The sequence below is a fragment of the Mangrovicella endophytica genome (assembly GCF_002893625.1).
Taxonomy (GTDB): domain Bacteria; phylum Pseudomonadota; class Alphaproteobacteria; order Rhizobiales; family Rhizobiaceae; genus Mangrovicella; species Mangrovicella endophytica.
This window is the reverse complement of sequence record NZ_PKMZ01000017.1, coordinates 1-26773: the sequence shown is the minus strand read 5'-3', so window position 1 is coordinate 26773 and position 26773 is coordinate 1. Positions and strand designations below refer to the sequence as shown.

Below are 26773 nucleotides of genomic sequence, written 5' to 3'. Positions count from 1 at the left end.
CTCGTCCGACCCGCGAGTGCGCCGTTGAATACGTTTGATCTCCTGGCGCAGGGCCTCCTCGTCGCCATGCAGCCGATGAACCTGCTCTACGCGCTCATCGGCGTGACGCTCGGCACGATTGTCGGCGTGCTGCCCGGCATCGGCCCGGCGCTGACCGTGGCACTGCTGCTGCCGGTGACCTACCGCCTCGACCCTTCAGGCTCGCTGATCATGTTCGCCGGCATCTACTATGGCGGCATGTACGGCGGCTCGACGACGTCGATCCTCCTCAACACGCCGGGTGAGAGCGCCTCGATCGTCACCGCGCTCGAGGGCAACAAGATGGCCCGGGCCGGGCGCGGCGGGCCGGCGCTCGCCACCGCGGCCATCGGCTCCTTCGTCGCCGGCCTGATCGCGACGCTGCTGCTCGCCTTCCTGGCGCCCTATGTCGTGGCCTTCGCGATCAAGTTCTCGCCGGCCGACTATTTCGCGCTGATGGTGCTCGCCTTCGTCACCGTGTCCGCCGCCTTCGGCGACTCGACGCTGCGCGGGCTCACCGCGCTGATGATCGGCCTCACCATCGGCCTGATCGGGCTCGACCAGCAGACCGGCCAGTCGCGGCTGACCTTCGGGCTGCGTGAGCTCACCGACGGTATCGAGGTGACGACGCTGGCGGTGGCGCTGTTCGCCGTCGGCGAGGCGCTCTCGGTCGCCGCCGCAGGCAAGCGGGCGCCCGACACGATCGAGGCCGTGAAGGGCTCCGTCTGGATGACGGCGAGTGACTGGAAACGATCCTGGAAGGCCTGGCTGCGCGGCACCGCTATCGGCTTTCCGATCGGCGCCATGCCGGCCGGCGGCGCCGAGATCGGCACCTTCCTGTCCTACTCCACCGAGAAGGCGCTGACCAAGCATCCGGAAGAGTTCGGCAAGGGCGCGATCGAGGGCGTCGCCGGGCCGGAAGCGGCCAACAACGCGTCCGCCGCGGGCACGCTGGTGCCGCTCCTGACGCTTGGCCTGCCGACCTCCGCGACCGCCGCGATCATGCTCGCCGGCTTCCAGCAGTTCGGCCTGCAGCCGGGCCCGCTGCTCTTCACCTCCAACCCGCAGCTCGTCTGGGGCCTGATCGCCAGCCTCTTGGTCGCCAACTTCATGCTGCTGGTGCTCAACCTGCCGCTGGTCGGCCTGTGGGTGAAGCTGCTGACGATCCCGCGGCCGTGGCTTTATGCCGGCATCCTCGTCTTCGCGACGCTCGGCACGATCGGCGCCAATCCCTCGCCCTTCGAGCTCGGAGCGCTGCTGGTCTTCGGCCTGCTCGGCTACATGCTGCGGCGCTTCGGCTTCCCGATCGCGCCGGTGGTGGTGGGGCTGATCCTCGGGCCGATGGCGGAAACACAGCTGCGGCGGGCGCTGCAGATCAGCCGTGGCGACCTGACGACCCTCGTCGCCTCGCCGATCTCGATCACGCTCCTGACGGTGGCGCTGATCGCCCTGGTGCTGCCGATCATCCTGCGCATGCGCGGACGCGGCCAGGTGCTGGCGCAGCTCGCCAGCGACGAAGACTGACGCTCCTTGCTCGAGGCCTTAAGAGACGGCGAGCGGGCAGTGCAAAACGGCAATAAAAAAGCCGCCCGGGATCGGGCGGCGTTTGGAGCCATCGTCCAGCACAGGCGGCTTGGCGCCCGCTGGCGATGGGCGGCGTTCTCGGCATGCCGCGTCGGCGGATGAGAGAACCCGCAGCGGCCGCTGACCGGCCGTCGCGATTTAGCGCAGGTTGATGCCGGAGAAGGCGTCTTCGGCGATGCCGAGCGTGCGCAGGTCGGCGCGGTTCGGGCGACGGTTGGCCTCGACGGCAGCGGCAACGCGGCTGGCAGATGCGACGGTCTTGAAGAATTGACGAATTTGCATGGCTCCCACCTCCTTTGTGGACACCAGCAATATCGTTACTTTCGCCTGTGCTTTGCAGATGGGATTATTGCAGGCGAGGCATGCACGGAGCGCAGGGACGAGAGGCATCACAACAGCGTGGCCGACGCTGCGGCTTAACCGGATGGCAACGATCCCGCCGACGGGCGGGATCGCGATGGTGAAAGCCGCGCCGGTGGCGCGCGCCGAGCTTAGAAGTCCGCTGTGTCCGGGTTCGGCCCGATCCGGCCGTTCGGATCGTCCAGCGCCTCGATGCGATCGAGGTCATCGGCGTCCAGCTTGAAGTCGAACAGGTCGAAATTCTCCGCGATGCGCGAGGGGGTGACCGACTTCGGGATCACCACCAGACCGTTGTCGAGGTGCCAGCGCAGGACGATCTGCGGCACGCTCTTGCCGTGCTTCTCAGCGATCGCGGTCATGACGGGATCGTCGAAGAGGGCACCGCGGCCGAGCGGGCTCCAGGATTCGGTCGCGATGTCGTGCGTCTCGTCGAAGGCGCGCACCGTCTTCTGCTGGAAGCGCGGATGCAGCTCGATCTGGTTGAGGACGGGCACGACGCCGGTCTCGTCGATCAGCCGCTGCAGATGCGCCGGCTGGAAGTTGGAGACGCCGATCGACTTGGAGCGGCCGCTGTCGCGGATCGCGATCAGCGCCTTCCAAGTCTCGACATAGAGGTCCTTCTTCGGCGCCGGCCAGTGGATGAGATAGAGATCGACATGATCGAGCTTCAGCTTGGCGAGGCTCTCGTCGAAGGCCCGCATGGTGTTGTCGTAGCCCTGGTCGGGATTGAACACCTTGGTGGTGACGAAGATCTCGTCGCGCTTCAGCCCGCTGTTGGCAACGGCACGGCCGACGCCGGCCTCGTTGCCGTAGATGGCGGCGCTGTCGATCGAGCGGTAGCCGACCCTCAGCGCCTCGCTGACCGCCGTTTCGGCGCCGGCGTCGTCGATCTGCCAGACGCCGAAGCCGAGCTGCGGCATGGTGTGCCCGTCATTGAGGGTGATGGTGGGGGACTGTGTCATGGAATCTCCTCTGCGGCCTCGGCTGCATGGATGGAAGGCGCCGGTTAGCCGGCGGCTGATGGATGTGCGGCAGCGCCTTGGCGGCCGTCTGCCGGCATGAAGACGACGTACGATCAGGTCTCGCGGGGCCGACCGCCGGTGCCAGCGTCTCGGCCGGCCTCCGACGATCCGGAACCGATCACCTGTGCGCGAAGGGGCAGATGGCAAGAGGGCGGCGGTTGACGGAGCCGGCAGGACGCGCCACAGCCTAGCGCTCCTGCCGCAGTCTCAGCACCGGTGACGCCGATGATCATTCCAGCGCAGGTTGGGGCCGAGCGCACCGCATCCGGCCGGCCCAGCCCCTTGGCGACTGCGGTGTGGGTCATCGCAATCACAGTCGGCTCGGCGGTGCTGTTCGCGATGTACTTCCTGCCGACGGTGCTGCACGACGCCTCGCACTACGCCGTGTCGGGCGTCAGCCTGGTGCGGGACGGGGCCAATCTCACCCACCCCTATGTGTCGCGCTCGCCTATCGGGCCCGCCTATGCGAACTTCCAGAATGGCACCATCGTCTTTGGCGCGGACCTCATCAACTATCCGGCCAAGCTCTACTCGCTGCTCTTCGGACTGATCTCTGCCGCCACAGGCACGATGCGACTAGCCTATCTGCAGGGGCTGACGCTCGCCTTCCTGATCAGCGGGAACATCCTGCTTTACCTCATCGGCCGGCACTATCTGCGCGGCGCCGAGCTCGCGCTGTTCCTGCTGGTCGTCAATCTCCTGCCGGTTATGGAGTTGAGGCTGACGGCCGGCACCAACGGCGTCGGCTATACGGCGGCGCTGCTCCTGTTCTGGCTGGTGCTGGTGCGGCGGGCGACGCCGCTCATCGTCGGCCTCGCTGGCGGTATCCTGGCGCATACCCGCAGCCAGCTTGCCGCATGCCTGGCGGTGCTGCCGTTCCTTTACCGTGGGATCGATGGCCGCACGCGCTGGCGCGGGACGTTTCTGCCGATGGCCGGCGGCTTCGCGCTGGCCTACTTCGCGCTTGGCGCCCTGTTCAACGCCTGGAGCGGCACGGCTGCCGAGGTCAGTCCGTTCTCCTTCTACACCGACCATTTCTCCAAGAGCCATCTCGGCGCCCAAGAGCTCCTGATCGTCGCGCAGAAGTTCGTGCGGGGCGTCGCCATGCTGTTCGCGCCCTCGCAGCTCTTCCTGCTCGCGCCGGTGCTCATCCTGTGCCTGCTGCGGCGCAACGATCGGATGATCCGCGGCCTCGGTGTCGCCGCCTTCATCTGGGTGGCGCTGCCGGTGGTGCTCTACAGCTTCGACCGTTTTGCCGATCCGCAGCCGCGCTACTTCATGGTCGCGGTGCCGCTGATCGCGCTCGGCGGCATCCTGATGCTACGCGCGGCGGTCGCGTCGGTGCGGCTGCGCCAGGCGATACTGGGCGCGACAAGCCTCGTCATGGCCATCGCCTACGTCTCGGCCTGGGGTCTGCCGCTGGCCGCCCTCCATCCGCAGACCGTCCTTGCCCGGCTCACCTATCTCGACTTTCCCGGCGTCGAGGCGGCGCTGCGGGACAACTTCGCGGACGACGACATCGTGATGGTCAACCATGCGCTGCCGACAGGCCTCTCGCGCCTGCGCCGCGTGGTCTACCGCCCGGCCTTCGACGCCTTCCGCAAGGGAGACAACAGGCAGATCCAGGGTATCGTCTTCGTCTATGGCGACACCCTGTATGACCAATTCTTCGAGCCTAGGGACTGGCTGCAGGAGGGCAGGCCGCCGGAGGCCTTCACCGACATGGCCGGGCTGACGTTCCGCCGGACATACCAGCGGACGACGCCCTACTTCGATATTGGCGGGCAGCGGCTCGGCGACGCCTTCTTCGTGATCTACAAGAAGGATGCACCGGAATCCGTGCCGCGCTGATCCAGCCATGGCCTCGCAGAATACGACCGCAAGAGCCGGAGTGCGGCATCCGCAGTGGCCAGCTAGATCATGCGACGGTCGTAAACGGGATGACGGCGATGCAGCTTCATTGCGGAACCACGGATGTGACGAGAGGGGCGATGGCACGGTCTTCGCGACAGCCGGACGAGGGCGAATGGACCGCCATCCTGTCGCGCGATGGCGCGGCCGGCTTCCTTTACGGCGTTGCGACGACCGGCATCTACTGCCGCCCGGACTGCCCGTCGCGTCGCCCGTCGCGCGTCAATGTCACGATCCATGCCGATGCGGCCGAGGCGCAAGCGGCGGGCCTGCGCCCCTGCCGGCGCTGCCGCCCCGACCAGCAGAGGCCAGGCGCTGCCCATGCCGAGGCGGTTGCTCGCGCCTGCCGCCGCATCGAGGCGGCCGAAACCGCGCCGACACTCGCAGAGCTTGCGGCCGAGGCCGCCTTAAGCCCGTTTCACTTCCAGCGGGTGTTCAAGCGGCTGACCGGCGTGTCGCCGAAGGCCTATGCAGCGGCCGAGCGGGCGCGGCGCCTGCGCGCGGCGCTGACGGAGCCGGGCAGCAGCGTCACCGAGGCGATCTATGCCGCGGGCTTCAGCTCCAGCGGGCGCTTCTATGAGGCCAGCCCCGGCGCACTCGGCATGACGCCGACGGCATTCCGTGGGGGCGGCGAGGGGACGATCACCTTCGCGGTGGGCGAATGCTCGCTCGGCTCGGTGCTGGCGGCAGAGAGCGAGCGCGGCATCTGCGCGATCCTTCTCGGCGACGATCCCGAGACACTCGTGCGATCGCTGCAGGACCAGTTCCCGAAGGCAAAGCTCCAGGCCGGCGACGAGGGCTTCGAGGCGGTGATGGCCGCGGTCGTCGGGCTGGTGGACGATCCGGCCGTCGGGCTGGAGCTGCCGCTCGACATCAGGGGCACGGCCTTCCAGCAGCGCGTCTGGCAGGCGCTTCGCGCGGTTCCACCGGGGCGGACGGCGAGCTATGCCGAGATCGCCGCGGCGATCGGTCTGCCGAAGGCGGTGCGGGCGGTGGCTGCCGCCTGTGCCGCCAACCGGATCGGCATCGCCATTCCGTGCCACCGCGTGGTGCGCACCGACGGCGCCCTGTCAGGCTATCGCTGGGGCGTCGACCGCAAGCGCGCGCTCATCCTGAAGGAGCGCGGGGCTGCCAGAGCCTCTCATGGCTCCAATCTTCCCGCATTTCCAAACGGTTAATCTCATCGTTCAAAGAATTGGCGAGATCTTGCCGGAGGCCCGGCAAGATGTTGTCATGGCTGGAACTTCCTGGAACTTCGCGGCTTCTTCTATCGCCTCCAAGTCCTGGCGTCGGCACCTCCCGTTTCTCAAGCGAATGAGATCGCCATGCGCAGCCACCTTGAAGTCGCCGTGTGCATTGCCGATAGCGTGCTGGCCGCGATGAACAGCGGCGAACCGCTGGATGTCGCCGCCACCGCCACCGCACTCTCGCACCGCAACCTCGTTCCCGACATCTCGATCCTGATGATTGCGGACGCGCTGCGCGAGGAAGGCCGCTCGGCCGGGATCCGCCTGCACTGACCTGAAGGCCGCCGGTCCGATCCTGGTGCGGCCGGGACAGACCGCGGGGCCGCCTGCGGCCGCCGAATGTCGCTTGCCGTCAGGCGCGCAGCGCCTCGGCCGGTGACTGGCGGTAGGCGAGCAGCGCCGGCACCAGCGTGACGGCCGCGGTGACGGCCAGCAGCATCAGCAGCGTCCAGCCGTCGGCGGCGCGGAACTCGACGGGCAGGTTGATGCCGCCGGCCGCGCCGATCCTTGCCGCGCCGGCAAGCGCGGCGGCATAGCCGATGCCGAAGCCGGCGAGAACGCCGGTGCCGACGACGGCGAAGACCTCCAGCCAGACAATGGCAAAGACCGTGGCGCGCGGCGCACCGAAGGCCCGGAGAGCGCCGATCTGGCGGCGGCGCTGGCGCACATGGGCAACGACAACGAGAAGGATCGCGGCTGCGACGAGCGCCTGTGCTCCGGTGGCCACCGCGGAAAGCACAGTGCGCGCGTCGCCGAGGGTCCCGTAGAGGCGCGTCAGCACCTCGGCCGGAAAGACGGCGAGGCTTCGTTCACCGCGATAGGCCTGGCGCAGCGTATAGGCGTCGGCGATCGTCCTCGGCTTGACCAGGATTGCCGGCACGCCGGGCGCGTCCGGCCGGGCAAGAGCTGCTGGGTTCACCGGCGCATCGAGATCGGGGTGGTGGCGGCGGACGGCGCCGGCAATGCCGGCAAGGCCGGCTGAGGGCACCGGCGGGAGCGTTGTCGCGACGGCCTCGGCGTGCTGAGCGCCATCCTGCAGCGAGGTGTCACCGGAGGTTGGCGACGTATGCGCCAAGTCATCCGCGGCGGCATCATGCGCGCGCGCTTCGCCCTCGTGGGTTTCGCCCTCGTGCGCCTCGCCCTCCTGTAGTTCGTTTTCGGGCTCGTGTTCGGCATGGGCGGCCCAGACCGCCTCGATCGGCACCAGTATGGCGTGATCCCAGGGCGTGCCGCTTTCGGTCATGCGCCCGACGATGCGGTAGCGGATGTCGGCATGAACGTGGCCGCCCTCGCTACGGCGGCCGTGCAGGGGGCTGAACTCGGCGCCGATGGCGCGGTCCACCCTGGCGCCGACGACCGCCTCTCCGAGCGTTTCGAAGCTCCTGCCTTCAGAAAGACCACCAAGACCGTCGATCGCTTCCGCCGCGGTGCCGACGACCGGATCGTCGCCGGCAAAGTCGCCGAAGCCGACCGGCGCGGCGAAGGCAACGCGCGGGTCGGTGCGCAGCGCCGCCAGAACGCGCCCGGGCAGGAGCGGCAGCGGCGCCGGTTGCAGGAACACGGCGGAGAGAACGAGCTGCGTCTCGCTGCCCGGTGCGCCGACCACGAGATCGAAGGCGCCGGCAGCGCGGGCACTGCCGAGACGCAGCGCCCGCTCGCCGAGCGTGACGGCGACGCCGAGGGCGGTGGCAAGCGCGATCAGGAGCGCCACGGCGAGGACGCCGAGCGCCTGGCGCCGGAGATCGGCAAGGACCAAGCCGAACATCGTCTAGGTCTCCACCGGGGCAGGGTCGGTGATGCGCCCATCGGCCAGATGAAGCCTGCGATCGAGACGGGAGACGAGGCGCGGATCGTGGGTCGCGACGATCAAGGTGGTGCCGGCTTCGCGCGACAGGTCGAGGAGGAGATCGGCAACCGCCGCGCCGGCCTCGGCGTCGAGGCTCGCCGTCGGCTCGTCGGCAACGAGCAGGCCGGGACGGGCGGCGAGCGCTCTGGCGACGGCGACACGCTGCATCTGGCCGCGCGACAAGGTCTCCACCGGCTGGTCCGGCCTGACGAGGCCGACGCGCTCCAGCAGGCGCCGCGCCTCCGCGGCGATGCCGCTCGCCGGCCGCCACGTCGAAAGGCGCTGCGGCAGCAGCACGTTGTCGAGCGCCGACAGGCCGGGAAAGAGGTGGAAGTCCTGCATCACCAGCCCGACATGGCGCGCCCGCCAGGCGTCACGGCGGCGCTCGCTCAAGCCCGCAATATCGATCTCGCCCCAGAAGACGCGGCCCTGCCGCACGCGATGGAGGCCGGTGAGGACGTTGACCAGCGTCGACTTCCCCGACCCCGAGGCGCCGGTGACGGCAACACGCTCGCCGGCCCGCAGGGCAAGCAAGGGCACGCTGAGGGCCGGCGCGTCGAGGCCGGCAAAGCGCATCTCGAGATCCTCGACCCTCAGGCTCAGCATCGCGTCAGGCCGCGTCGAAGGAGGCGCCGACGATGCGCAAGAGGCTGACGAAGCCGGTCTCGGGATCGGTCCAGGAGCCGACCTCCAGTCGTCCCGTCACCTCGATCAGCCGATTGGCCTGTTCGAAGGTCTGCGCGGCGTCGAGATAGACGACGACGATGTTGTCCGGCCAGTCCGCATCCGAGGAGCAGAAAGGGCAAAGCGCCATCGGGATCTCGGTCAGGACGAAGAAGGCGGCCTCGGCCTTCAGCGGCGGGGCCATGAAGCCCTTCATCGTGACCTCAGACCCCTTCAACTGCTTCACCTTGTCGGAGAAGGTGAGGCCGAGCACGCCGACGGAGCCATAGAGCTCGTCGAAGGTGATCTCCGCCGCAGCCGCTGCATATGAGGATCGGGGAGGCAGGAGCGGCAGAGCCGCCGCCGCCCACAGGCCGAGCAGCATCTCACGGCGCGTCAGGCGGCTGCCGCTGCGCTGGAAGGGTGTCGAAAGCTGGGACATGGCCATCCCTACAATGATCGATGCCGACCCCGGACGCAGCGTCCGGAGCCGGCGGATTGGTCGATGCGAACGATGCGCCGCCGGTCAGTTGGTGGACGGAGCGAGGCTCAGCGCGTCGGCGAGAACACGGTAGACGTCGCTCTCTTCCATGTAGCCCTTGAACTCCTCCGCGCCGGGGCCGGAGGCCTGCAGCACGACATCGTCGGCGGAGTGGACGCCCGAATCGCCTTCGCGCGGGATGTTGCCCTGCACGAGGACGGCGCCCGGGACATCCTTGTAGGCCTCGTTGGCGACGTACTCTTTCTTCTCGTTCTGGATCGCCGGAACGAACGGGCCGTCGAGCTTCGGCCGGAAGGTCTCGTAGTGATCCGGACCGTTATTGGCGGCCAGGAACAGGCGGCGGGACACGTCGACCTTGTCCGGATAACCGTCCTTGTTCTCGTCCGTGTAGTTCGGGAAGCCGGCGGCGGCATAGGTGCCGACCTTCTCGCGCATGTCGGCGCCCGGCTTCTCGTCGTCGACGGTGCCGATGATCGAGACGCCATGGGTGTGATCGCCAGTAACCACGACCAGCGTGTCCGGATGGCTCTTCTGGAACTCGCGGGCGACGCCGACCGCCTGATCAAACTCGATCGTATCGACAACGGCGCGATCCCAGTCGAGCGGATGGGACATCTTGTCGATATTGGCGCCCTCGACCATCAGGAAGAAGCCGTCCGGATTCTTGGACAGCCGAGCGAGCGCGGCCTCCGTCATCTCGACGAGGCCCGGCTGATCCGGGAACTTGCCGACCGTGCCCTTCTTCAGGAAGTCGCGATCGAGCGTGGAATCCATGTTGCCGGTGTGGAACAGGCCGAGGATATGGCCGCCATTGGTGCCGGCGGCGGTGCCAAGCTCGGCCTTGCTGGTGGCGAGCGTGTAGCCGGCCTCCTTGAACAGATCGATGTAGTTCTTGTCGTCCTTGCGCTTGGAGCCCGGCGTGTCCTTGCCGAGGAAGTAGGCCGAGCCGCCGCCGAGCAGAACCTCCGGCTTGACGTCGAGCAGCATGCCGACGATCTCGGCCTTGTCGGCGCGCTTGCGGGTGTGGGCGACCACGGCGGCGGGCGTCGCGTCCTCGACCTCGGCCGGGGAGACGATGCCGATCGCCTTCTTGCCGGTGCGGCGCAGCGCCTCGCCCAGTGTCTCGACCTTCGGATCGTCCAGCGAGTCCTTGGTGCGGTCGGCATAGACGCCGATGGCGTTCACGGCCGTCTTGTGGCCGGTCATGTAGGCCGACATGGTGTTGGCGCTGTCGGTGTCCACGGCGTCGGTCGCCGAGGTGCCGATGAAGGCCATGTGGTCGAGGTCGTCCATGTTGAGGCGACCATTCGCCTTACCCTCGGTCATGCCCTTGGACATGATGCGGGCCGCAGTGCGGTGGGCAACCGACAGGCCGTCGCCGAGGAGGAAGATGACGTTCTTCGCCTTCGGCTCGGCCGAGGTGCCAAAGACCGTCCAGGTGACCGTCTTGGTCTCGCCGCCGGCCTTGGCCTCGACGGTGTAGTCGCCGGGCTCGGCGAGGCTGGCAGCGTCCAGGCGGACGGCCGAGGCTTCGACACCCTCTTCTTTCTCGATGAAGGTGACCGGCTTGCCGAGCACATCGGCGGCCGGCTTGCCGTTGATCGTGACGGTCACGTCGCCCTCGGCGACGACCTTGTCGAACTCGACCTTCATGTCGAAGGGGGAGCCGGCGAGGATCGTGGCGCGATCAAGCGGGAAGACGGTGGTGGCGCCGGCTGCCGTGGTGGCAAGGCAGGTGGTGGCGGTGAGGATGGCGAGGAAGCCGCGCATTCGAGCTCTCCAGAATGGTTCCGACGCCCGCTCGCTAGCGATCTTCGATAACAGCTGCATGACAAAGCTGCATAATTACGTTATATAATAACGGCTTAGGAGCCGACGTTGCTGGGTTCGGCTCGATTCTGCACAGCTCCCACTTCCTTGCGGCCGAATAGGAATTTCCATTCGTTGACATTATGAATGAATATATCCATAGAGGCTGAGCCTGATAATTCTCATTCAGCCGGAGGTTTAATGTCGTCATCGGAGACACTCGAGTTCCACGCGCCCGGCGCCGGATTGTCCTTCCGTGCCAAGCTGTTGACGCAGGACAATCCCGACGTCGTCGCCCAGGTGCTGGCGCAGCTGCCGCTGAAAAGCGTGCTCGGCCATGTCGTCATCTCCGGCGAGGCGATCTGGATGCCGACGCGCATCGTCCATCTCGGCCGCAGCAACATGGTCGAGCGCCATCCGGGGGCGGTCTATCTCTACGCGCCGGGCCAGACGATCTGCCTGACCTACGGCCTCATCACCGAGAGTGCCAAGGTCAACAAGTTCGCCGAGGTGCTGGAGGAGGACTTGTCCGTGCTGCAGCAGCTCGGCGCCCTCGTCTATGAGCAGACGGTGGCGCAACCGCGCCGGTCCGTCGTCGAGATCGACGTGCGGAGGGCCGCGTAATGTCCGGCATCGAGAAGTTCGAGGGCGACTGGCGCGAGGCCAAGGCGATCATCGAGGCGGAGATCGACCGGGTCTGGTTCGACGAGCCGACGGAAATCCAGAAGATCCGCTGGGGCGTGATCGACAGCGGCGCCGGAACCGGCGAACAGTCCTTCACCGTGCTGGTGCATCTTGAGGCCTATCTGATGCTGGTCGGCGCCGACGTCATGTACCGGCTCCTGAAGATCTCCACCTACGAGGACATGGAGTTGAAGACGCTGAACCGCATGACCCGCGAGTTTTTGACGGGCACGTTCAACGTCTTCGAGTTCATGACCGATCTTGGCCTGACCAACATGCACCAGATCGGCCAGATGTATTCCGACGCGCTGGACCGGCTGGAGACGAAGGCGGAATTCGTCGAGCTAACCGGTGCGATGATGACCTATGTCATCCGCATGCATCGCTGGATCCATTTCATCTTCCCGTGGAACCTCGGCGTCGCCTTCCCGCACCGCAAGCCGGCCGAACTCCTGGCTTTCGCCAAAGTGGTCGGCGCCTGACCCGAGCGCCGCTCCGCATCGACGGCGTTGCAAAGCCCGGCCGGAAGGTCGGGGCTTTCGCTTTGCGGCATCGAATATACATCTCGCCAGAGATACGAATACTTTGATACATGCTGCGGCATGGAGAACCAGGTGATGCAGAGCGGCAGCGAGGCCGCCGGCGGCAGCGAGCTGCCGGCCGTGCCCGGTGCAGCGCCGGCTGACCGGCATGCGGTGCGTGCCGAGATTGAGCGGCGAACGGCAGGGCAGCGGCTGACGCCGGCGCAGCGCCGCATTGCGCAATGCATGGTGGAGCACAGTGCCGGGCTCGGCTTCCTGTCCAGCATGGAGCTCGCCAAGCTGGCCAATGTGAGCCAGCCCTCGGTCACCCGCTTTGCCATGGTGCTCGGCTTCGAGGGCTATCTGGAGATGCGCCGGTTCCTGCGGTCGGGTCTCTCCGGCGAGGCGGCTGCGCCCGCCGATGTCGAGACGAACCGCTATCAGGCGGCGGCGCTGTCAGAGGCGAGCAACCTGACCGAACTGGCCCAGGCGCTCGGTGATGCCGACCTCATCGACCGCTTCGGCGAAGCACTGGCGCATTCGCGTCCGCTGGCCGTGCTGGGCTTGCGCGCCTCCGCAGGGCTGGCAACGCAGTTCGAATATTTCGCCTCCAAGGTGCACCCGAATGTGCGGCTGCTCGCCGCCGGCGGCTCGCTGATCGAGGACCAGATCGAACAGTGCCACGCGGCCGGCGGACGGACGCTGCTGGCCTTCATGATGCCGCTCTACCCGCGTGAGACGCTGCGCACGATCGCCTTTGCCCGCCAGGTCGGCATGCGCGTCGCACTGGTGGCGGATGCCAGCTATGTCGATCATGACGGCCTTGCCGACATGCTGCTGACGGCGCGGGTGAACAGCCGCCTCGTCTACGACTCCTATGCCGGCGCCTCCGTGCTCATCTCGGTGCTGCTCGACGCCATGTGCAGCCACATGAACGGGGAGGCGCAGAAGCGCCTCGACCAGATCCACCGCTCGTCGCAGAAGCGGAAGGTGTTCGCGGGCTGATCGCCCCGGCCCGACAGGGGCGGTTCGCACAGCGATGCCGACTCGTCGTGATGATTGCTCGTCGGTCGTACGGCTCCGCCGCGTCAGCCGCGCTTGCGCATGGCGCCCAGCCCGACGGTGCGATCGACGAGAACGAGCAGCACCACCGAAGCGATGATCAGCATGGTCGACATCGCCGCGACGAAGGGCTGGTACTCGTATTGCAGATAGGCGCGCAGCTGCAGCGGCAGCGTCACCCAGTCCTTGCTCGCGAGGAAGACCGACACCGTGTAGTTGTTCCAGGACAGGACGAAGGTGATGATCAGCGAGGGGATGATGCTCGCCTTCAGGAGCGGCAGCGTCACCCGCAGGAGCGCCTGGCGCGGCGTCGCGCCGACCGAGAGCGCCGCCTCTTCGAGGCTCCCCTCGAAGCCTTCCAGCTGCGCCATGACGTTGCGCACGGGATAGGGGATGGTCACCACGACATGGGCGGCGACCAGCGTCCAGATATTGTTGAGGATCCCCATCATGAACAGGATCTGGAACAGCGCCAGCGCCACGATCACCGCCGGGATGAACAGCGGCGCCATCAGGAGCGAGGTGATCGGCCCTTTGAGCGGACCGTCGTAGCGCCTGAGGCCGATCGCGGCGAGAACGCCGAAACCTGTGCAGATCACCGCCGTCATCACGCCGAGAAGCGTGCTGGCAAAGGCCGCATGGAGGAAGTCCGGCTTCTCCAAGATGGTGCCGTACCAGGCCAGGGTGAAGCCCTGCGGCGGGAACACCATGGCGACCGGATTGAACGAGACCGCAACGAGGATCGCCAGCGGCGCCAGCAGGAAGACATAGAAGGCGAGGGTGCCGAGATACCAGAGGGTGGTGCCGAGGATGGTCTTGTGCATGGCGCCCGCTCCTCAGCCGGCCTGTAGGGCGGGCGCGGCGCGGCCGGCGGAGCGGACCGCCCACTGGTAGAGGCCGAGCAGCGCCATGGCGACGACGAGGAGGATGATCCCGATCGTCGCGGCGAAGGGCAGATTGTTGGAGACGGTGGCGGTCTCGTAGGCCGCGACGCTCATGAAGCGCACGCGCCCGCCGCCGAGGAGGATCGGCACCACGAAGGATTCGATGTTGATGCCGAAGGCGAGCACGCTGCCGGCAAGGATGCCCGGCACGCTGAGCGGCAGCGTCACCCGCCGGAACGCGGCGAGCGGCGTCGCGCCGACGGTCATGGCGGCATGTTCGAGCTGGCGAGGGATCGACTGGAGAACGCCGTAGATCGCCATGACGACGAAGGGCACCGCGACTTGGATCATGCCGATCACCACCGCCGTCTCGTTGTAGAGGAGCTGCAGCGGCCGGTCGGCAATGCCGAGCCCGACCAGCAGCTGGTTCAGCGGGCCGGTGCGGCCGAGCACCACCATCAAGGCGAGGGTTCGCACGACGAGGTTGACCCAGAGCGGCAGCATGACGAGCAGGATCATCCAGCGCTGCGCGGCGGGATCGGCCCTGACGATCAGAAGCGCGCCGACATAGCCAACCAGAACGGAGAACAGCGTCGCGACGGCGGCCAGCCGGATGGTCCGCCACAGGAGGTCGGTGAGGTAGTAGCTGTCGGTGAGGAAGCGGGCATAGTTGCCGAGCGTGAACTCGCCGACGACCTCGCCGGTCGGGCTGGAGCCGAGGAAGCTGAGGATCAAAATCCAAATCAGCGGCAGCACGAAGAAGGCGCCGAGGATCGTCACCGACGGCAGCAACAGGATGGTGGCCGGACGCTTCATGCTGCGTCGACTTGTGCGGCAAGGACTCGGGCCTTGCAGATCAGCGCGACGTCGTTGCCGGGGGACAAGGCGGGGCCGTCGGGCCGGCGCTTCACCCGGAGCTGGCGGTCCGCGACCCGGACAAGATAGTCGCTCGTCTGGCCGAAGAACATCAGCCGATCGATCACGCCGCGCGGCGCGCCTGTGTGGCTGTGCACGTCATAGGGCTCGAGCTCGACCCATTCCGGGCGCACGAAGGCGACAGCCTCCCGGCCCGTCTGCAGGCGCTCCCCCTCGACTGGAACGCTCGTCCCGTCGGGCAGGCGCAGCATAGGCCTGGCGCCGCTGCCCGAGACGATCCCGCGAAAGAGGAAGGCCTCGCCGACGAAGCGGGCGACATATTCCGACGCGGGCCGGTTGTAGATGGCTTCGGGCACGTCGACCTGGCCGATGGCGCCACGATCCATGACGACGACACGGTCGGAGAGGGACAGCGCCTCCTCCTGGTCATGGGTGACGAAGACGGTGGTCAGGCCAAGCGTCTGCTGCAGCGTCTTCAGCTCGACCTGCATGTCCTGGCGCAGATTCTTGTCGAGCGCGCTTAAGGGCTCGTCGAGAAGGAGGACGTCGGGCTTCAGGACAATGGCCCTGGCGAGCGCGACACGCTGCTGCTGGCCGCCGGAGAGCTGCGAGGGCAGGCGCTCGGCGAGCGGCTCCAGCTGCACCATGCGCAGCGCCTCCAGAACGCGGCGGCGGATCTCGTCCTTCTTCAGCCGCCGCAGCTCGAGGCCCATGGAGACGTTGCGGAATACGGTCAGATGCGGCCAGAGGGCGAAGTTCTGGAAGACGAGGCCGATGCGGCGCTTCCAGACGGGATCGCGCGTCACGTCGCGGCCGGCGATGTGGATTTGGCCGCTCGTCGGCGCCTCGAGGCCCGCGATGATGCGCAGCAGGGTGCTCTTGCCGCAGCCGCTGGGACCGAGGATCGACAGGAACTCGCCCTCGCGCACGTCGAGGTCGATATGCTTGAGGGCGTCGAACGCACCCCAGACCTTGGTGATGTCGCGGACGCTGATCTGGCCCATCAACAGGATCCTTCTCGGCAGAGCTGCCAGGCTTCAGGTGCGGCAGAGCTGCCCGGCTCAAGGGTGCCGGGCAGCCGATGACGGGTCAGCGCGCGACGACTTCCTTTTCCCAGCGCTCCTTCCAGGCGTCCATCTGCGGCACGATCTTCTTCCAGTCCGCGATGAGGAGCGAGCCGACGACGTCCTCGCCATAGGGGACGTCGATGCCGGTGAGGTCGAGGCCGGCGCGCGCCGGCGTATAGCCGAGATCGCTGGCATAGGTCTTCTGGCTGGTCTCGCTGAGGAGGTAGTTGACGAACTTCATCGCCAGCTCCTTGTTCGGTCGGTCCTTGACGACATGAACGGTCGAGACGAGGCCGATGGCGCCTTCCTTCGGCACGGCGAAGCCGAGCTCGACGCCCTGCTTCCTTGCCCAATCAACGCGGCCGCGCAGCCAGCGGGCCATCACCACCTCGCCGTTGCGGAAGAGATCGAGCAGCTGCGGATGCTGGCTGTAGAAGACGGTGATCTGCTTGCCGAGCTCGGCCATCTTGGCAAAGCCCGGATCGATATTGTCCTCGCTGCCGCCGTTGAGCTTGGCCATCAGCACCAGGAGCTCGATATTGGCGGCGTCGAAGCCGGCGGTGGTGACGGCGCCGGCATATTGCGGGTCCCACAGGTCGAGCCAGGAGGTCGGCGCCGGCGAGACCTCCTTCGGATTGTAGGCGATGCCGTACTGCCCGAAATTGGTGACGACGCCGTAGTCGGAGAAGCGCGCCTTCGGGTAAAGCGTCGAAAGGTTGGTGACGATCGCCGGATCGAGCTTCTCGAAGGCACCCTGCGCCTCGCCGCGATAGGCCCAGGCCATGTCGGCATGGATGACGTCGACTTCCCTCGCCATCGCCTTGGCGAGCCCGTCGGCGCCGGAGGCCGGGACGAAGGTGACGGTGACGCCGTTCTCCTTCTCGAAGGTGGCGACGTTCTTCTTGATGGCGTCGGTATAGGCGCCGCCGAAGGCCGCGACCACGAGCTCCTTGGTTTGAGCGAGCGCTGCCGGAGTGACGGCCAGCGACAGAGCGATAGCCGCGAGAATGCCCTTCATTGTCTTCTCCATGTTCGATGACCGTGCCGTTCAAGCCGCTGCATCGATAGGTGTATGGAAATATGTATTTTCACGCAATATGAAATCTTCCATTCAAATAATGATGCCGGCCGCAGCGGAAGCGGCGCCCGAAATGAGCGTGGCGCAGTGCGCCGTCGGCATCATGGCAGGAGGATGAAGAGCGGCGGGACAGCGGCCGTGGTGACCGCATGGCGTATCGGCACGCCGCGGATAGTCGGCGGCGTGTGGCACGCACGGCTATGGAGCGGCGCAAGCCGTGGCCTTCGACAGCGCACCGCCCTGGCTGTGACGCGGAGCGCGGCGGCCGCGCGGATGCTGCAGCCACGTCAGATCGTGCGCGGGAGAAAGATCCACTCTATCTACCTCATAAATAGATATACCTTTGCTGTCGGCTGTGCCATCGTCGCCGTAGCATGCGAACGGATACAGAGAGCAGGAATGCCCATGACCGTTTCAGTGCTGGCCCGTTCGGAGGAGATCGTCGCTACCATGCGCCGTGATGCAGGCCGTATCGAGCTGGGCGGCTCGGCCCGTGCATCGAGCCGGGCGAGCACAGGAGACGTCGTGACGCTGATCTGCTCCTATCGCGATATCGGGATGACGGCGGCTGCCTTCATCATTGCCGCCGCCTTCGTCGCCGGGATCGGCCCGTTCGCCGGCGCACGGGACATCGGCCAGCCGTCGGGCACCGGACCTCAGCCGGTGCTCCAACGGTCCGCGGCGGGCGAGGCGCCGTCGCAGCTCGCGGTTCTCAAGCAATGACGATCCCGACCTGTCCCAAGGCCTCGGCTGGCGCTTGATCGGCGCTCTCGGCTCCTCACCATCCGGCAAGCGTCGCGACGACGTGCGGAACGCGCGCATCCTCATTGTCGGCGGCGGCGCCAGCGGCGTCATCCTGGCGGCCCATCTGTTGCGCGCCGACCCGGCACGCTTCGACATCACCATCATCGAACGCCGCCCGATCATCGGCGCCGGGATCGCCTACGGCACCGACGAGCCGGAGCATCTTCTCAATACCCGCATCAGCGGGATGAGTGCCTTTCCGGACGATCCGGACCATTTCTGGCGCTGGCTGCAGGGCCGCGGGCCGCTGGACGGGGTCGACTGTTCCGACCCCTTCTGCTTCGTGCCGCGCCATCTCTACCGCGAATATCTCAAGGACATCGTCGCGCCGTGGCTCGGCCCGGACGGTGACGGCCGGCTCCACGTCGTGGAGGGCGAGTGCGTCGCCCTGCGCGAGGTGGCGGGAGGAGTCGCGGTCGAGCTGTCCGACGGGCGTACCGAAATCGCCGGCACCGTGGCCCTGGCGACGGGCCATGCCGTTCCGGCCTATGCGCCGGACGCACCTTATTCCGGGCCCTGGTGCAGCCGTGAGGAACTCGGCATCCAGCCGCATGGCGACGTGCTGATCGTCGGCACCGGCCTGTCGATGGTCGATAACGTCATGCAACTGAGGCGCGGCGGCCATCAGGGCCGCATCACCGCCGTGTCGCGCCGCGGGCTGCTGCCGCGCGTCCATGCGCCATCCGTGCCGCTGAAGCTTGACCCCGCCGACATTCCCTTTGGCACGAGCGTCTCCTTCCTTCTGCGGTGGCTGCGCCAGACGGTGCGCTGGGCCGAGGCGGAAGGCGGCGGCTGGCGCGACGTCGTCGACGCGCTGCGCCCGCATACGCAAGGGCTGTGGCAGGCCATGACGCCGGACATGCGCCGGCGCTTCCTGCGCCATGCCCGCACCTTCTGGGAGATGCATCGCCACCGTCTCGCGCCTACGGTGGAACGTGCCCTGCGAGAAGCCATCGCGGACGGTCAGCTGAGGATCGTGGCGGCCCGCATCCACGGTGTCGAGACCGCCGGCGATCGCAGCGCCGTGACGCTTCGCCGGCGCGGTGGCGGCGAGGAGACCGTCGTGGTGGACCGGATCATCGACTGCACCGGCGTGTTGCGTGATCCCACGAGCGGCGGCAGCCACGTCATCGCGCGGCTGGTCGACAGCGGCGCGGCGCGCCTCGACGCGCTTGGCATCGGCATCGAGGTCGACCCGCGCTGCGCGATCGTCGGAGCGGACGGTCTCGCCTCGAAGCGCGTCTTCGCCGTCGGTCCGGTGACGCGCGCCCGCTTCTGGGAGATCACCGCGATCCCCGACATCAGGGTGCAGTGCGCGGCGCTGGCGCGCACGCTGGCCGGCGACGTCCAATACTAGGGCGAAGGCCGGCCGGATTCCGGAAACAGCCATTCCCCATAAATCTATAAATTTGGTATTTTTTGTCCTCCCTCGTCCGGAGAGGCCGCCTAACCTCTCCACATGAACCGATGCGACGAGGACCGTGCATGATCGAGACACTGATCGTTCCCGGGTTGAATGGCTCGCCGGCCGGGCACTGGCAGCACCACTGGGCGCTGGCCGATCCCACGGCCGAGCTCGTCGAGCAGGAAGACTGGACCCGTCCTGTCCTGGCCGACTGGCTCCATGCGCTGGAGGCGCGGATCGAAGGCAGTGCGCCCGGCGTGATCCTCGTCGCCCACAGCCTTGGCTGCGCCCTCGTTGCCGCCCTGGCACACAGCCCGGCGGCATCGCATGTCGGCGGCGCGCTCCTGGTGGCGCCGGCCGCCGTCGCGCCGCTCACCGCCTCGCATCCGACCCTGCGCTCCTTCCAGGACACAGGCACCGACGCCCTGCCGTTCGCCTCCATCCTGGTGGCGAGCCGCAACGATCCCTTCATGAGCTTCCACGCTGCCGAACGGCAGGCCGTCACCTGGGGATCGGCGCTGTTCGATCTCGGCCATGCCGGTCACATCAACATCGCCAGCGGCTTCGGGCCCTGGGATGAGGCGCCGGTGCTGGCCGACGGGCTGCGGGGACGCAGCGCATCGGCCCGGCCGCGGTGGCGAGGCACCTACGCCCAGGCCGGGCGCATGCACGCCGCCACCCTGGGCATCAACTGACCGCAACAGCAGGAGGCATGCCGATGTCGGCTTTTTCCGCCCCGAACCCTCTGCGACAGGCAGAGCTCGTCACCCTTCCGGTCGACCAGCGCCTCGGCCTGAAGCAGGCCATGCGCGGCCTGGCCGGCGGCGTCAGCGTGGTCACCGCCGGTATCGGTGCCGCTCGCACCGGCGCCACCGTCACCTCCGCTCACTCGCTGTCGATGGAGCCGGAAACCATGGCGGTGGGCATCAATCTCGGCTCCTCCACCTGGGACGCGATCCGCCGCTACGGCCATTTCTGCGTCAACGTGCTGCATGCCGACCAGCGCGATGTCGCCGACCGCTTTTCCGGCTTCGGCGGGCTGCAGGGGGCCGAGCGCTACGAGGGCGCCAGCTGGCATCGCCTCGTCACCGGTGCGCTGGCGCTGGACGGCGCCATCGCGGCCGTCGACTGCATCGTCGAACATGTGCTCGAGCGCCACAGCCATGCGCTGATCCTCGGCGCCGTGCGCGCCGTCGAGAGTTTCGACGGTCCCGGGCTGGTCTATGCCCGCGGCCGCTATGTCAGCCTTGCCGATCCGCTGATCTGAGGCCGCCGCACGCCACCCTGTCCTTATCGCGATCCAACTCTGGAGGACTCCAATGTCAGCTCCTACCCGTCAGATCCACCTCAATGCCTTTCTGCGCAATGTCGGCCAGCATGAAGCGGCGTGGCGGCTGCCCGAGACGGACGTGAAGGCGGTCACCGATATCGAGCACTATCGCAACCTCGCCCGCATCGCCGAGCGCGGCAAGCTGGACGCCATCTTCTTCGCCGACCACCCGGTGCTGAAGGACCGCTCGCAGGACCGGCCGTGGGATTCGCTCGATCCCTTCACGCTGATCGCGGCGCTCTCCGGCGTCACCAGCCGCATCGGCCTCGTCGCCACCGCATCCACCACCTACAACGACCCGTATGGGATCGCCCGGCGCTTCGCCACGCTCGACCATGTGAGCCAGGGCCGCGCCGCCTGGAACGTCGTCACCACAGCCAATGCGGAAGCCGCCGCCAATTTCGGCTTCGAGCACCATCCCGATCCGCAGGAGCGCTATGCCCGCGCGGCCGAGTTCCTCGATGTCACCTTCGGCCTGTGGGACAGCTGGGACGACGATGCGATCGTCGGCGACAAGGACGGCGGCACCTTCGTGGAGCCGAGCGCGATCCACCGGCTCGATCATGTCGGCCCGCATTTCCGCGTCGCCGGGCCGCTGGAGATCCCGCGCTCACCGCAGGGCCGGCCGGTGATCTTCCAGGCGGGTTCCTCCGAGCCCGGCAAGGACCTCGCCGCCCGCTATGCCGACGCGATCTTCACCGCCCAGCCGATCATCGATGATGCGCAGGCCTTCTATGCCGACGTGAAGGCAAGGGCGCGCGCCTTCGGCCGCGATCCCGATACGGTGCTGATCCTGCCGGGCCTGTCCTTCTTCATCGGCGGCACGGAAGAGGAGGCCTTCGCACAGCGCGAGACCTTCGAGAACCTGACGCTGCCGACCTACGGCCTGGCGCAGCTGAAGCGGATCACCGGGATCGATTTCACCGGCCAGGACCTCGATGCACCGGTCACGATCCCGGCGCGATCCGAAATCGCCGGCGACCAGAAGAGCCGGCACGACCTGGTGCACCGCCTGACCTCCACCGAGACGCTGACGCTGCGCCAGCTCCTGCGCCGGCTCAGCGCCGGGCGCGGCCACCGCATCGCCACGGGCACGCCCGAGCAGATCGCCGAGACGATCGTCGAGTGGTTCGAGAATGGCGCGGCCGACGGCTTCAACCTGATCCCGCCGGCGCTGCCGACCTCGCTCGAAACCTTTGTCGAGGAGGTGCTGCCGATCCTGCGGGCGAAACGCCTGTTCCGTGAGGACTACGAGGGCCGGACGCTGCGCGAGCATCTCGGTCTCGAGCGCCCGGCCGCCAGGGAGCGTGCGCCTTTCGCCACGGCTGCGGAATGAGGCGCCACAAGGCCGGCGGGACACCGAGGGATCGAAAATGAGCCTGATCAGCTTCACCACGCCGGCGAGCGTTCTGCAGCGCCGGCCGGCGCGCGGCAGCACCGACGCGCGGAGCCGCTCGCTGCTGCCGAAGGCGCCGGTGCCGCTCCAGCGCCTCGTCGGTCCGATCCTTCTCCTCGTCCTGTGGTGTGTTGCCTCCGGGACGGGGTGGATCTCGCCGGCCAAGATGCCGGGGCCGGACGCCGTCGCCGCCTCGCTCGCCGGCATGATCGGCAGCGGCACGCTCGCGACCGACATCGCCGCGTCGCTGCAGCGCGCCGCGCTCGGCCTCTCGATCGGCATCGTCGCCGGCTTCGCCCTGGCGGTCGCGGCGGGGCTGACGCGGCTCGGCGACGCGCTGATCGACGGCAACATCCAGGTCAAGCGGTCGATCCCGAACCTTGCCCTCATCCCGCTCTTCATCATCTGGCTCGGCATTGGCGAGACGATGAAGATCGCGATCATCGCGCTCGGCACGACAGTGCCGATCTACATCAACACCCATGCGGCGCTGCGCGGGATCGACCGCCGCTTCGTCGAACTTGGCCAGACCGTCTCGCTGTCGCGCGCCGGCTTCCTGCGCCATATCGTGTTTCCGGCCTCGCTGCCGGGCTTCTTCACGGGCCTGCGCCTTGCCGTGACCCAGGCCTGGACCGCCCTGGTGGTGGTGGAGACGATCAACGCCACGAGCGGCATCGGCTTCATGATCACGCAGGCCCGGATCTACGGCCAGACCGACGTCGTGCTGGTCGGCCTCCTGCTCTATGGCGTCCTCGGCTTTGGCTCCGACGCGCTGGTGCGTGCCCTCGAACGAAGGAGCCTGTCATGGCGCCAGTCGCTCGACCAGTGAGCCGGGCCGCCGGCCGCTCGGAGCCGCCGGCCGTGCGCATCGCGGGCCTCCGCCGCTCCTTCGAGGGACGCACCGTCCTCGACGGCGTCGACCTGACGATCGGGCGCGGCGAGTTCGTGGCTCTCCTCGGCCGCAGCGGTTCGGGCAAGAGCACGATCCTGCGCGCCGTCGCCGGGCTCGATCCGGATGTCGAGGGCGCGATCGAGGTGCCGGAGCGCCGCTCCGTGCTGTTCCAGGATTCCCGCCTGCTGCCTTGGGCGAGCGTCATCGACAATGTCATGCTCGGCGCCCATGCGCCGGATATCCGGGAGCGGGCACGGGCGGCGCTGCGCGAGGTCGAACTCGGGGCCAAGGAAACCGCCTGGCCCAAGACATTGTCCGGCGGCGAGCAGCAGCGTGTCGCGCTGGCCCGCTCGCTGGTGCGCGATCCCGAGCTGCTTCTGGCCGACGAGCCGTTCAGCGCCCTCGACGCGCTGACGCGGCTGCGCATGCAGCGGCTCTTGCAACGGCTCTGCCAGCGCCATGCGCCGGCAGTGCTGTTCGTGACCCATGACGTCGAGGAGGCACTGCGTCTCGCCGATCGCATCGCCATCACCGCCGAGGGCCGGATCGTCCATGATCAGCCCGTCGCCGCGGCCCGCGGCAATCCTGAGCGCCTGGAGGCGCTGCGTCTCGACATACTGGAGCGCCTCGGCGTCTCCGGCGACTGAATCCTGCAACGGAGATCTACGACGATGACGAACCGCCTGCCCATCCGCGCCCTGGCGCTCACGCTTCTCACCGGCCTTGCCGCGGCCTCCGCGGCGACAGCCGCCGAGCCGCTCCCGTTCGAGGTGCCCGAGGGCACCAAGATCGTTCTCGCGGACGATGCCAACAACGCCGCCAGTCTCCTGAAGCTGTCGGGCGAAGCCGGCAAGCTCGCCGCCGACGTCTCGTTTGCCAACTTCTCGAGCGGCCCCTTAAGGCTGGAGGCGATCCGGGCCGGCGCGGCGCAGGTCGGCGCCGTCGGCGACGTGCCGCCGATCCTCGCCCAGTTCTCCGGTGCCGACGTCGTCATCGTCGGCGCGGTGATCACTTCGGGCGATGCGACGATCTTCGCGACGGCGCCGGGCTCCGGCATCCGGACGCATGCCGATCTGAAGGGCAAGACGGTCGGCATCAATGTCGGCACCTCGCAGCAGGCGACCGTCCTGCGCAACCTCAGGGCGGCCGGGCTCACCGTCGCCGACATCAAGCCGGTCAATCTCGGCCTTGCGGAATTCGCCGATGCGCTGCGCGCCAACCAGATCGATGCTGCCGTGCTGAAGCAGCCGGACCGGGCGCGCTATCTCGCCTCCGTTGCGGGGACGGATGCGCGCGCCATCCCCGATGCGCCGGGCGCCAGCTCCAACCTCAAATATCTCTATGCCAGCAAGGCGGCGCTGGCCGACCCGGCGCAGGCGGCGGCGATCCGCGACCTGGTCGTCCACTGGTACCGGGCGCATCTCTGGAAGAACGGCAACAAGGACGTCTGGATCGCCGAATATCTCACCAAGGATCAGCGCCTCAGTGCGGCGGACGCCAAGACGGTGGCCGACAGCGACGGCTCGGCGACGCGCATTCCGGCCTGGGACGAGGTGCGCAGGACCCAGCAGGACACGATCGACCTCCTGCAGGCGGCGGGCCAGTTCCCAGGCAAGGTGCTGAAGGCGGAGGAAGAGTTCGATCCGCGTTTCGAGGGCCTCAACGACAAGTCCCCTGCCGTCAACGACGAGAAGGCGGCCTCACTCGCGAAGTAGGCGCGCCGGGCGTCGATCGGAGATCGCAGCCAACAGCGCGTGCCGGATGAGCGACAGCGCCGAATAGTCACGCATCGGCGGTGCCGCTCAGGAAATCCTCGGCAATGGCTGCGAGAAGGCGGGGCAGCACGCCGAAGGCGTAAGGGGCGTGCACGCGCTCCAGCCGCTGGTGGAACTCGCGCCCCCAGGGGCCGATATTGACGGCCGGAAATTCGAGGGCGGCCGCACCCGGCTTGTCGACTAGACGGGCGGCGGGCGTATTCTCCGCGACCACCGCGGCGCCTGCCTGCATGCGCTGACCGAGGAAGCTCATATCCGAGATGCCCTGGAAATAGGGGCGGCGGATCAGCTGTGCCTGCGGCTCCTCGCCAAGCTGCCTTTGGCCCTCCTCGATGGCGCGAAGCAGGGCCGCGCCGCGCGGATCGACTGGATCGAGCCGGCTCGGCGGATAATGCAGCCCGGCAAAGCCGATCACCACGGCCGGCCCCTTGATGCGGGCGGCGTCGACCAGCCAGCTCGTCAGCAGGCGGCTGAGGATCAGCGGATTGTCCAGCGATGCCAGTCCCGCCTCATAGGCGGCAAAGGCCTCCCTCGCCGCTGTATCGCCAACGACGCGGTCGCGCAGCTCCGCCAGGGTCAGGATCGTCGGCGAGGCCATGGTGGCGCCAGGCCTGGCGCCGGTCAGCGCCGTGAAGGCGGCGGCATTGGCGCGCAGGCGATCGCCGGCGCGCGACAGCGCCGCCTCGACCTCGGCTCGGAACTGCAGGAAGCGGTCCGCAGCGCTGCCCGAATGGTAGAGCCAGTTGAAGGACAGCCAGAAGCGCTCGGGCGTCGTCACCTCGTATTCGCTGCGGGTGTCGCGCGCCTCCAGGCAGATCGGCGGCGGCGACACGTCGCCATTGCCCTTGTCGGCGAGATCGGCATTGCACTCGATGCCGCGCAGGATCTCCGCGCCGATCAGCTGGGCGCTGATCCCCTCGAACGGGTAGGAGGCATGCGAGGACTGGCCCACGATGAAGGCGAATGGCAGGAGCTTGCCGATCGTGCCCTCATAGACCGCCCGGCCGATGCTGCCGTCACCCTGGTCGGAGGTGACGTCCATGTTGATCGCGGCCTCGATGACGAGGCCCTGCGCCTGCATCAGCGCCGGCAGGCTCTCGCGCAGCGCCCGCATGCCGCGGCTCTCGCGCTCCTCGTCCGGGGAGGCGAAGAGGACGAGATTGCCGATGCGATCGGACCTGGCGGCGAAGCGCTCCAGCACCGCGATGCCCGCCGCAAGGCCGCTCTTCATGTCGAGCATGCCGCGACCCGGCACGAAGTCGCCGCTGTTCAGATCGGCGAAGGCTCGCTCCTCCTGATCCGACAGGGGCCTTGAACCGAGGTCGGCAAGGAGGGCCTCCGTCAGCGCTTCCGGCTGGCAGGCGAGCGGCGCGAGGTCGTGGTAGTTGCCCACCGACACGGTGTCGAAATGACCGGCGAGCGCAAGGGTGCGGGTGCCGCGTCCCCGCACGATCGCCACGACGTTCTGCGTCATCGGGTCGCCGTGGCTGTCGAGCAGGATGATGTCGTCCGGCCGTTCGCGGAAATACGGAATCTCCAGAAGGAGATCGCGCAGGCGTCCGGCAAAGCTTGCTTCCCCGGCCGTGCCGCCCTCGCTGTTGTAGCCCACCAGCCTATGGGCAATCTCGCTGGCGCGGGCGGTGCAGCGCCACTCTGCGGCGCGCAGCGGCCCCATGTCTGCTTGCTGCGGGGAAGCAAATCCGACGTCGGTCATGTCGATCGGGTCCTTTGCTGCCGTCAGCCTCGACGGAGGTTCTTGAGGACGTTGCGCCTGCGCGGCTGAGCGGGCCAGTGACGATCCGGGCGGGCGGGAGATCCGGGGCGATGGCCTGCCTCCGGCCTCGTCGTAGGCGGCCGGCCCTCACCCCATGCGGTCGGAGGCGAGCGCGCCGGGCGAGGCCGGGAAGACCACCGTCTTGTTGCCGTTCAGGAAGACGCGATGCTGGATATGGGCATGGATGCCGCGCGCCAGCACCTGCGCCTCGACGTCCCGGCCGATCGAGACGTAGTCCGCCGCGCTCTGCGCATGGGTGACGC

The 26773-nt window shown here is 67.9% G+C and carries 27 protein-coding genes and 1 pseudogene; 16 read left to right on the top strand and 12 right to left on the bottom strand.

Annotated features, from left to right (window positions below):
* The first annotated feature begins 24 nt into the window (after nt 1–24).
* Nucleotides 25–1542 (top strand): tripartite tricarboxylate transporter permease, encoded by a 1518-nt coding sequence (locus tag C0R46_RS20035; RefSeq protein ID WP_102961449.1) that lies wholly within the window; start codon nt 25–27, stop codon nt 1540–1542.
* Between the two features lie 198 nt (nt 1543–1740).
* Here the strand turns inward: C0R46_RS20035 and C0R46_RS20890 are convergent, their stop codons facing one another.
* Together C0R46_RS20890 and C0R46_RS20030 are read right to left on the bottom strand one after the other, a co-directional pair.
* Entirely contained in the window at nt 1741–1884 is a 144-nt protein-coding gene (locus tag C0R46_RS20890) for a hypothetical protein (RefSeq protein ID WP_157944711.1), read from the bottom strand.
* A gap of 209 nt (nt 1885–2093) precedes the next feature.
* Nucleotides 2094–2924 carry an aldo/keto reductase gene (locus C0R46_RS20030; RefSeq protein WP_102961448.1) on the bottom strand — a complete coding sequence of 277 codons (831 nt, stop codon included), beginning with the start codon at nt 2922–2924 and terminating at the stop codon, nt 2094–2096.
* A gap of 285 nt (nt 2925–3209) precedes the next feature.
* Here C0R46_RS20030 and C0R46_RS20025 point away from each other — a divergent pair, with 285 nt between their 5' ends.
* The 3 genes from C0R46_RS20025 to C0R46_RS20015 all read left to right on the top strand — a co-directional run bounded on the left by C0R46_RS20025 (nt 3210) and on the right by C0R46_RS20015 (nt 6415).
* Nucleotides 3210–4835 carry a hypothetical protein gene (locus tag C0R46_RS20025; protein ID WP_157944710.1) on the top strand — a complete coding sequence of 542 codons (1626 nt, stop codon included), beginning with the start codon at nt 3210–3212 and terminating at the stop codon, nt 4833–4835.
* A 140-nt stretch (nt 4836–4975) separates the two neighbouring features.
* Entirely contained in the window at nt 4976–6073 is a 1098-nt protein-coding gene (gene ada, locus C0R46_RS20020) for a bifunctional DNA-binding transcriptional regulator/O6-methylguanine-DNA methyltransferase Ada (RefSeq protein WP_102961446.1), read from the top strand.
* A gap of 147 nt (nt 6074–6220) precedes the next feature.
* The gene (locus C0R46_RS20015) at nt 6221–6415 is read left to right on the top strand and encodes a hypothetical protein (protein WP_102961445.1); all 195 of its coding nucleotides are present in this window, start codon (nt 6221–6223) and stop codon (nt 6413–6415) included.
* A gap of 79 nt (nt 6416–6494) precedes the next feature.
* Here C0R46_RS20015 and C0R46_RS20010 read toward each other — a convergent pair whose 3' ends face one another.
* The 4 genes from C0R46_RS20010 to C0R46_RS19995 form a co-directional block, all read right to left on the bottom strand.
* Nucleotides 6495–7907, bottom strand: a complete 1413-nt coding sequence (locus tag C0R46_RS20010) for an ABC transporter permease (RefSeq protein WP_102961444.1) — start codon at nt 7905–7907, stop codon at nt 6495–6497.
* A gap of 3 nt (nt 7908–7910) precedes the next feature.
* Nucleotides 7911–8594, bottom strand: coding sequence for an ABC transporter ATP-binding protein (locus C0R46_RS20005; protein ID WP_102961443.1), 684 nt, complete (start codon nt 8592–8594; stop codon nt 7911–7913).
* A gap of 4 nt (nt 8595–8598) precedes the next feature.
* Nucleotides 8599–9093 (bottom strand): hypothetical protein, encoded by a 495-nt coding sequence (locus C0R46_RS20000; protein WP_425349913.1) that lies wholly within the window; start codon nt 9091–9093, stop codon nt 8599–8601.
* 84 nt (nt 9094–9177) lie between these two features.
* A complete protein-coding gene (locus C0R46_RS19995; RefSeq protein WP_102961442.1) occupies nt 9178–10923 on the bottom strand; it encodes an alkaline phosphatase in 1746 nt (581 codons plus the stop codon).
* A 240-nt stretch (nt 10924–11163) separates the two neighbouring features.
* On the opposite strand from C0R46_RS19995, the gene C0R46_RS19990 reads away from it, so the two are divergent.
* The 3 genes from C0R46_RS19990 (at nt 11164) to C0R46_RS19980 (ending at nt 13172) form a co-directional block, all read left to right on the top strand.
* Nucleotides 11164–11586, top strand: a complete 423-nt coding sequence (locus tag C0R46_RS19990) for a DUF3830 family protein (protein WP_102961441.1) — start codon at nt 11164–11166, stop codon at nt 11584–11586.
* A complete protein-coding gene (locus tag C0R46_RS19985; RefSeq protein ID WP_102961440.1) occupies nt 11586–12128 on the top strand; it encodes a cucumopine synthase-related protein in 543 nt (180 codons plus the stop codon). Before C0R46_RS19990 ends, C0R46_RS19985 begins: the two co-directional genes overlap by 1 nt.
* Nucleotides 12129–12263: 135 nt before the next feature.
* The gene (locus C0R46_RS19980; RefSeq protein WP_157944709.1) at nt 12264–13172 is read left to right on the top strand and encodes a MurR/RpiR family transcriptional regulator; all 909 of its coding nucleotides are present in this window, start codon (nt 12264–12266) and stop codon (nt 13170–13172) included.
* A gap of 83 nt (nt 13173–13255) precedes the next feature.
* Here C0R46_RS19980 and C0R46_RS19975 read toward each other — a convergent pair whose 3' ends face one another.
* From C0R46_RS19975 to C0R46_RS19960, 4 genes are all read right to left on the bottom strand, one after another.
* On the bottom strand, nt 13256–14053 hold the full coding sequence (locus C0R46_RS19975) for an ABC transporter permease (protein WP_102961438.1): 798 nt from the start codon (nt 14051–14053) through the stop codon (nt 13256–13258).
* 12 nt (nt 14054–14065) lie between these two features.
* A complete protein-coding gene (locus C0R46_RS19970) occupies nt 14066–14929 on the bottom strand; it encodes an ABC transporter permease (protein ID WP_102961437.1) in 864 nt (287 codons plus the stop codon).
* Nucleotides 14926–15993 (bottom strand): ABC transporter ATP-binding protein, encoded by a 1068-nt coding sequence (locus C0R46_RS19965; protein ID WP_102961436.1) that lies wholly within the window; start codon nt 15991–15993, stop codon nt 14926–14928. The genes C0R46_RS19970 and C0R46_RS19965 overlap by 4 nt, the downstream gene beginning before the upstream one ends.
* An 85-nt stretch (nt 15994–16078) precedes the next feature.
* A complete protein-coding gene (locus C0R46_RS19960) occupies nt 16079–17074 on the bottom strand; it encodes an ABC transporter substrate-binding protein (protein WP_157944708.1) in 996 nt (331 codons plus the stop codon).
* Here C0R46_RS19960 and C0R46_RS20885 point away from each other — a divergent pair.
* From C0R46_RS20885 to C0R46_RS19920, 9 genes are all read left to right on the top strand, one after another.
* Nucleotides 17064–17252, top strand: coding sequence for a hypothetical protein (locus tag C0R46_RS20885; protein ID WP_157944707.1), 189 nt, complete (start codon nt 17064–17066; stop codon nt 17250–17252). The two genes, C0R46_RS19960 and C0R46_RS20885, sit on opposite strands and share 11 nt — an antisense overlap.
* Nucleotides 17249–17857, top strand: a complete 609-nt coding sequence (locus C0R46_RS20880; protein WP_157944706.1) for a hypothetical protein — start codon at nt 17249–17251, stop codon at nt 17855–17857. The genes C0R46_RS20885 and C0R46_RS20880 overlap by 4 nt, the downstream gene beginning before the upstream one ends.
* A 34-nt stretch (nt 17858–17891) precedes the next feature.
* Nucleotides 17892–19295, top strand: coding sequence for an FAD/NAD(P)-binding protein (locus C0R46_RS19950; RefSeq protein ID WP_245413695.1), 1404 nt, complete (start codon nt 17892–17894; stop codon nt 19293–19295).
* 128 nt (nt 19296–19423) lie between these two features.
* Nucleotides 19424–20038 (top strand): alpha/beta hydrolase, encoded by a 615-nt coding sequence (locus C0R46_RS19945; RefSeq protein ID WP_102961433.1) that lies wholly within the window; start codon nt 19424–19426, stop codon nt 20036–20038.
* A 23-nt stretch (nt 20039–20061) separates the two neighbouring features.
* On the top strand, nt 20062–20610 hold the full coding sequence (locus C0R46_RS19940) for a flavin reductase family protein (protein WP_245413694.1): 549 nt from the start codon (nt 20062–20064) through the stop codon (nt 20608–20610).
* Between the two features lie 52 nt (nt 20611–20662).
* Entirely contained in the window at nt 20663–22009 is a 1347-nt protein-coding gene (locus C0R46_RS19935; RefSeq protein ID WP_102961431.1) for an LLM class flavin-dependent oxidoreductase, read from the top strand.
* Between the two features lie 37 nt (nt 22010–22046).
* A complete protein-coding gene (locus C0R46_RS19930; RefSeq protein WP_102961430.1) occupies nt 22047–22898 on the top strand; it encodes an ABC transporter permease in 852 nt (283 codons plus the stop codon).
* Nucleotides 22895–23608 carry an ABC transporter ATP-binding protein gene (locus tag C0R46_RS19925; protein ID WP_425349914.1) on the top strand — a complete coding sequence of 238 codons (714 nt, stop codon included), beginning with the start codon at nt 22895–22897 and terminating at the stop codon, nt 23606–23608. Before C0R46_RS19930 ends, C0R46_RS19925 begins: the two co-directional genes overlap by 4 nt.
* A 24-nt stretch (nt 23609–23632) precedes the next feature.
* The gene (locus tag C0R46_RS19920) at nt 23633–24676 is read left to right on the top strand and encodes an ABC transporter substrate-binding protein (RefSeq protein ID WP_102961428.1); all 1044 of its coding nucleotides are present in this window, start codon (nt 23633–23635) and stop codon (nt 24674–24676) included.
* A 67-nt stretch (nt 24677–24743) separates the two neighbouring features.
* On the opposite strand, the gene C0R46_RS19915 is transcribed toward C0R46_RS19920, so the two are convergent.
* A complete protein-coding gene (locus C0R46_RS19915) occupies nt 24744–26411 on the bottom strand; it encodes a M20/M25/M40 family metallo-hydrolase (protein WP_102961458.1) in 1668 nt (555 codons plus the stop codon).
* Nucleotides 26412–26597: 186 nt separating this feature from the next.
* Nucleotides 26598–26773: pseudogene (gene purU, locus C0R46_RS19910) on the bottom strand (formyltetrahydrofolate deformylase); the annotation flags it as partial.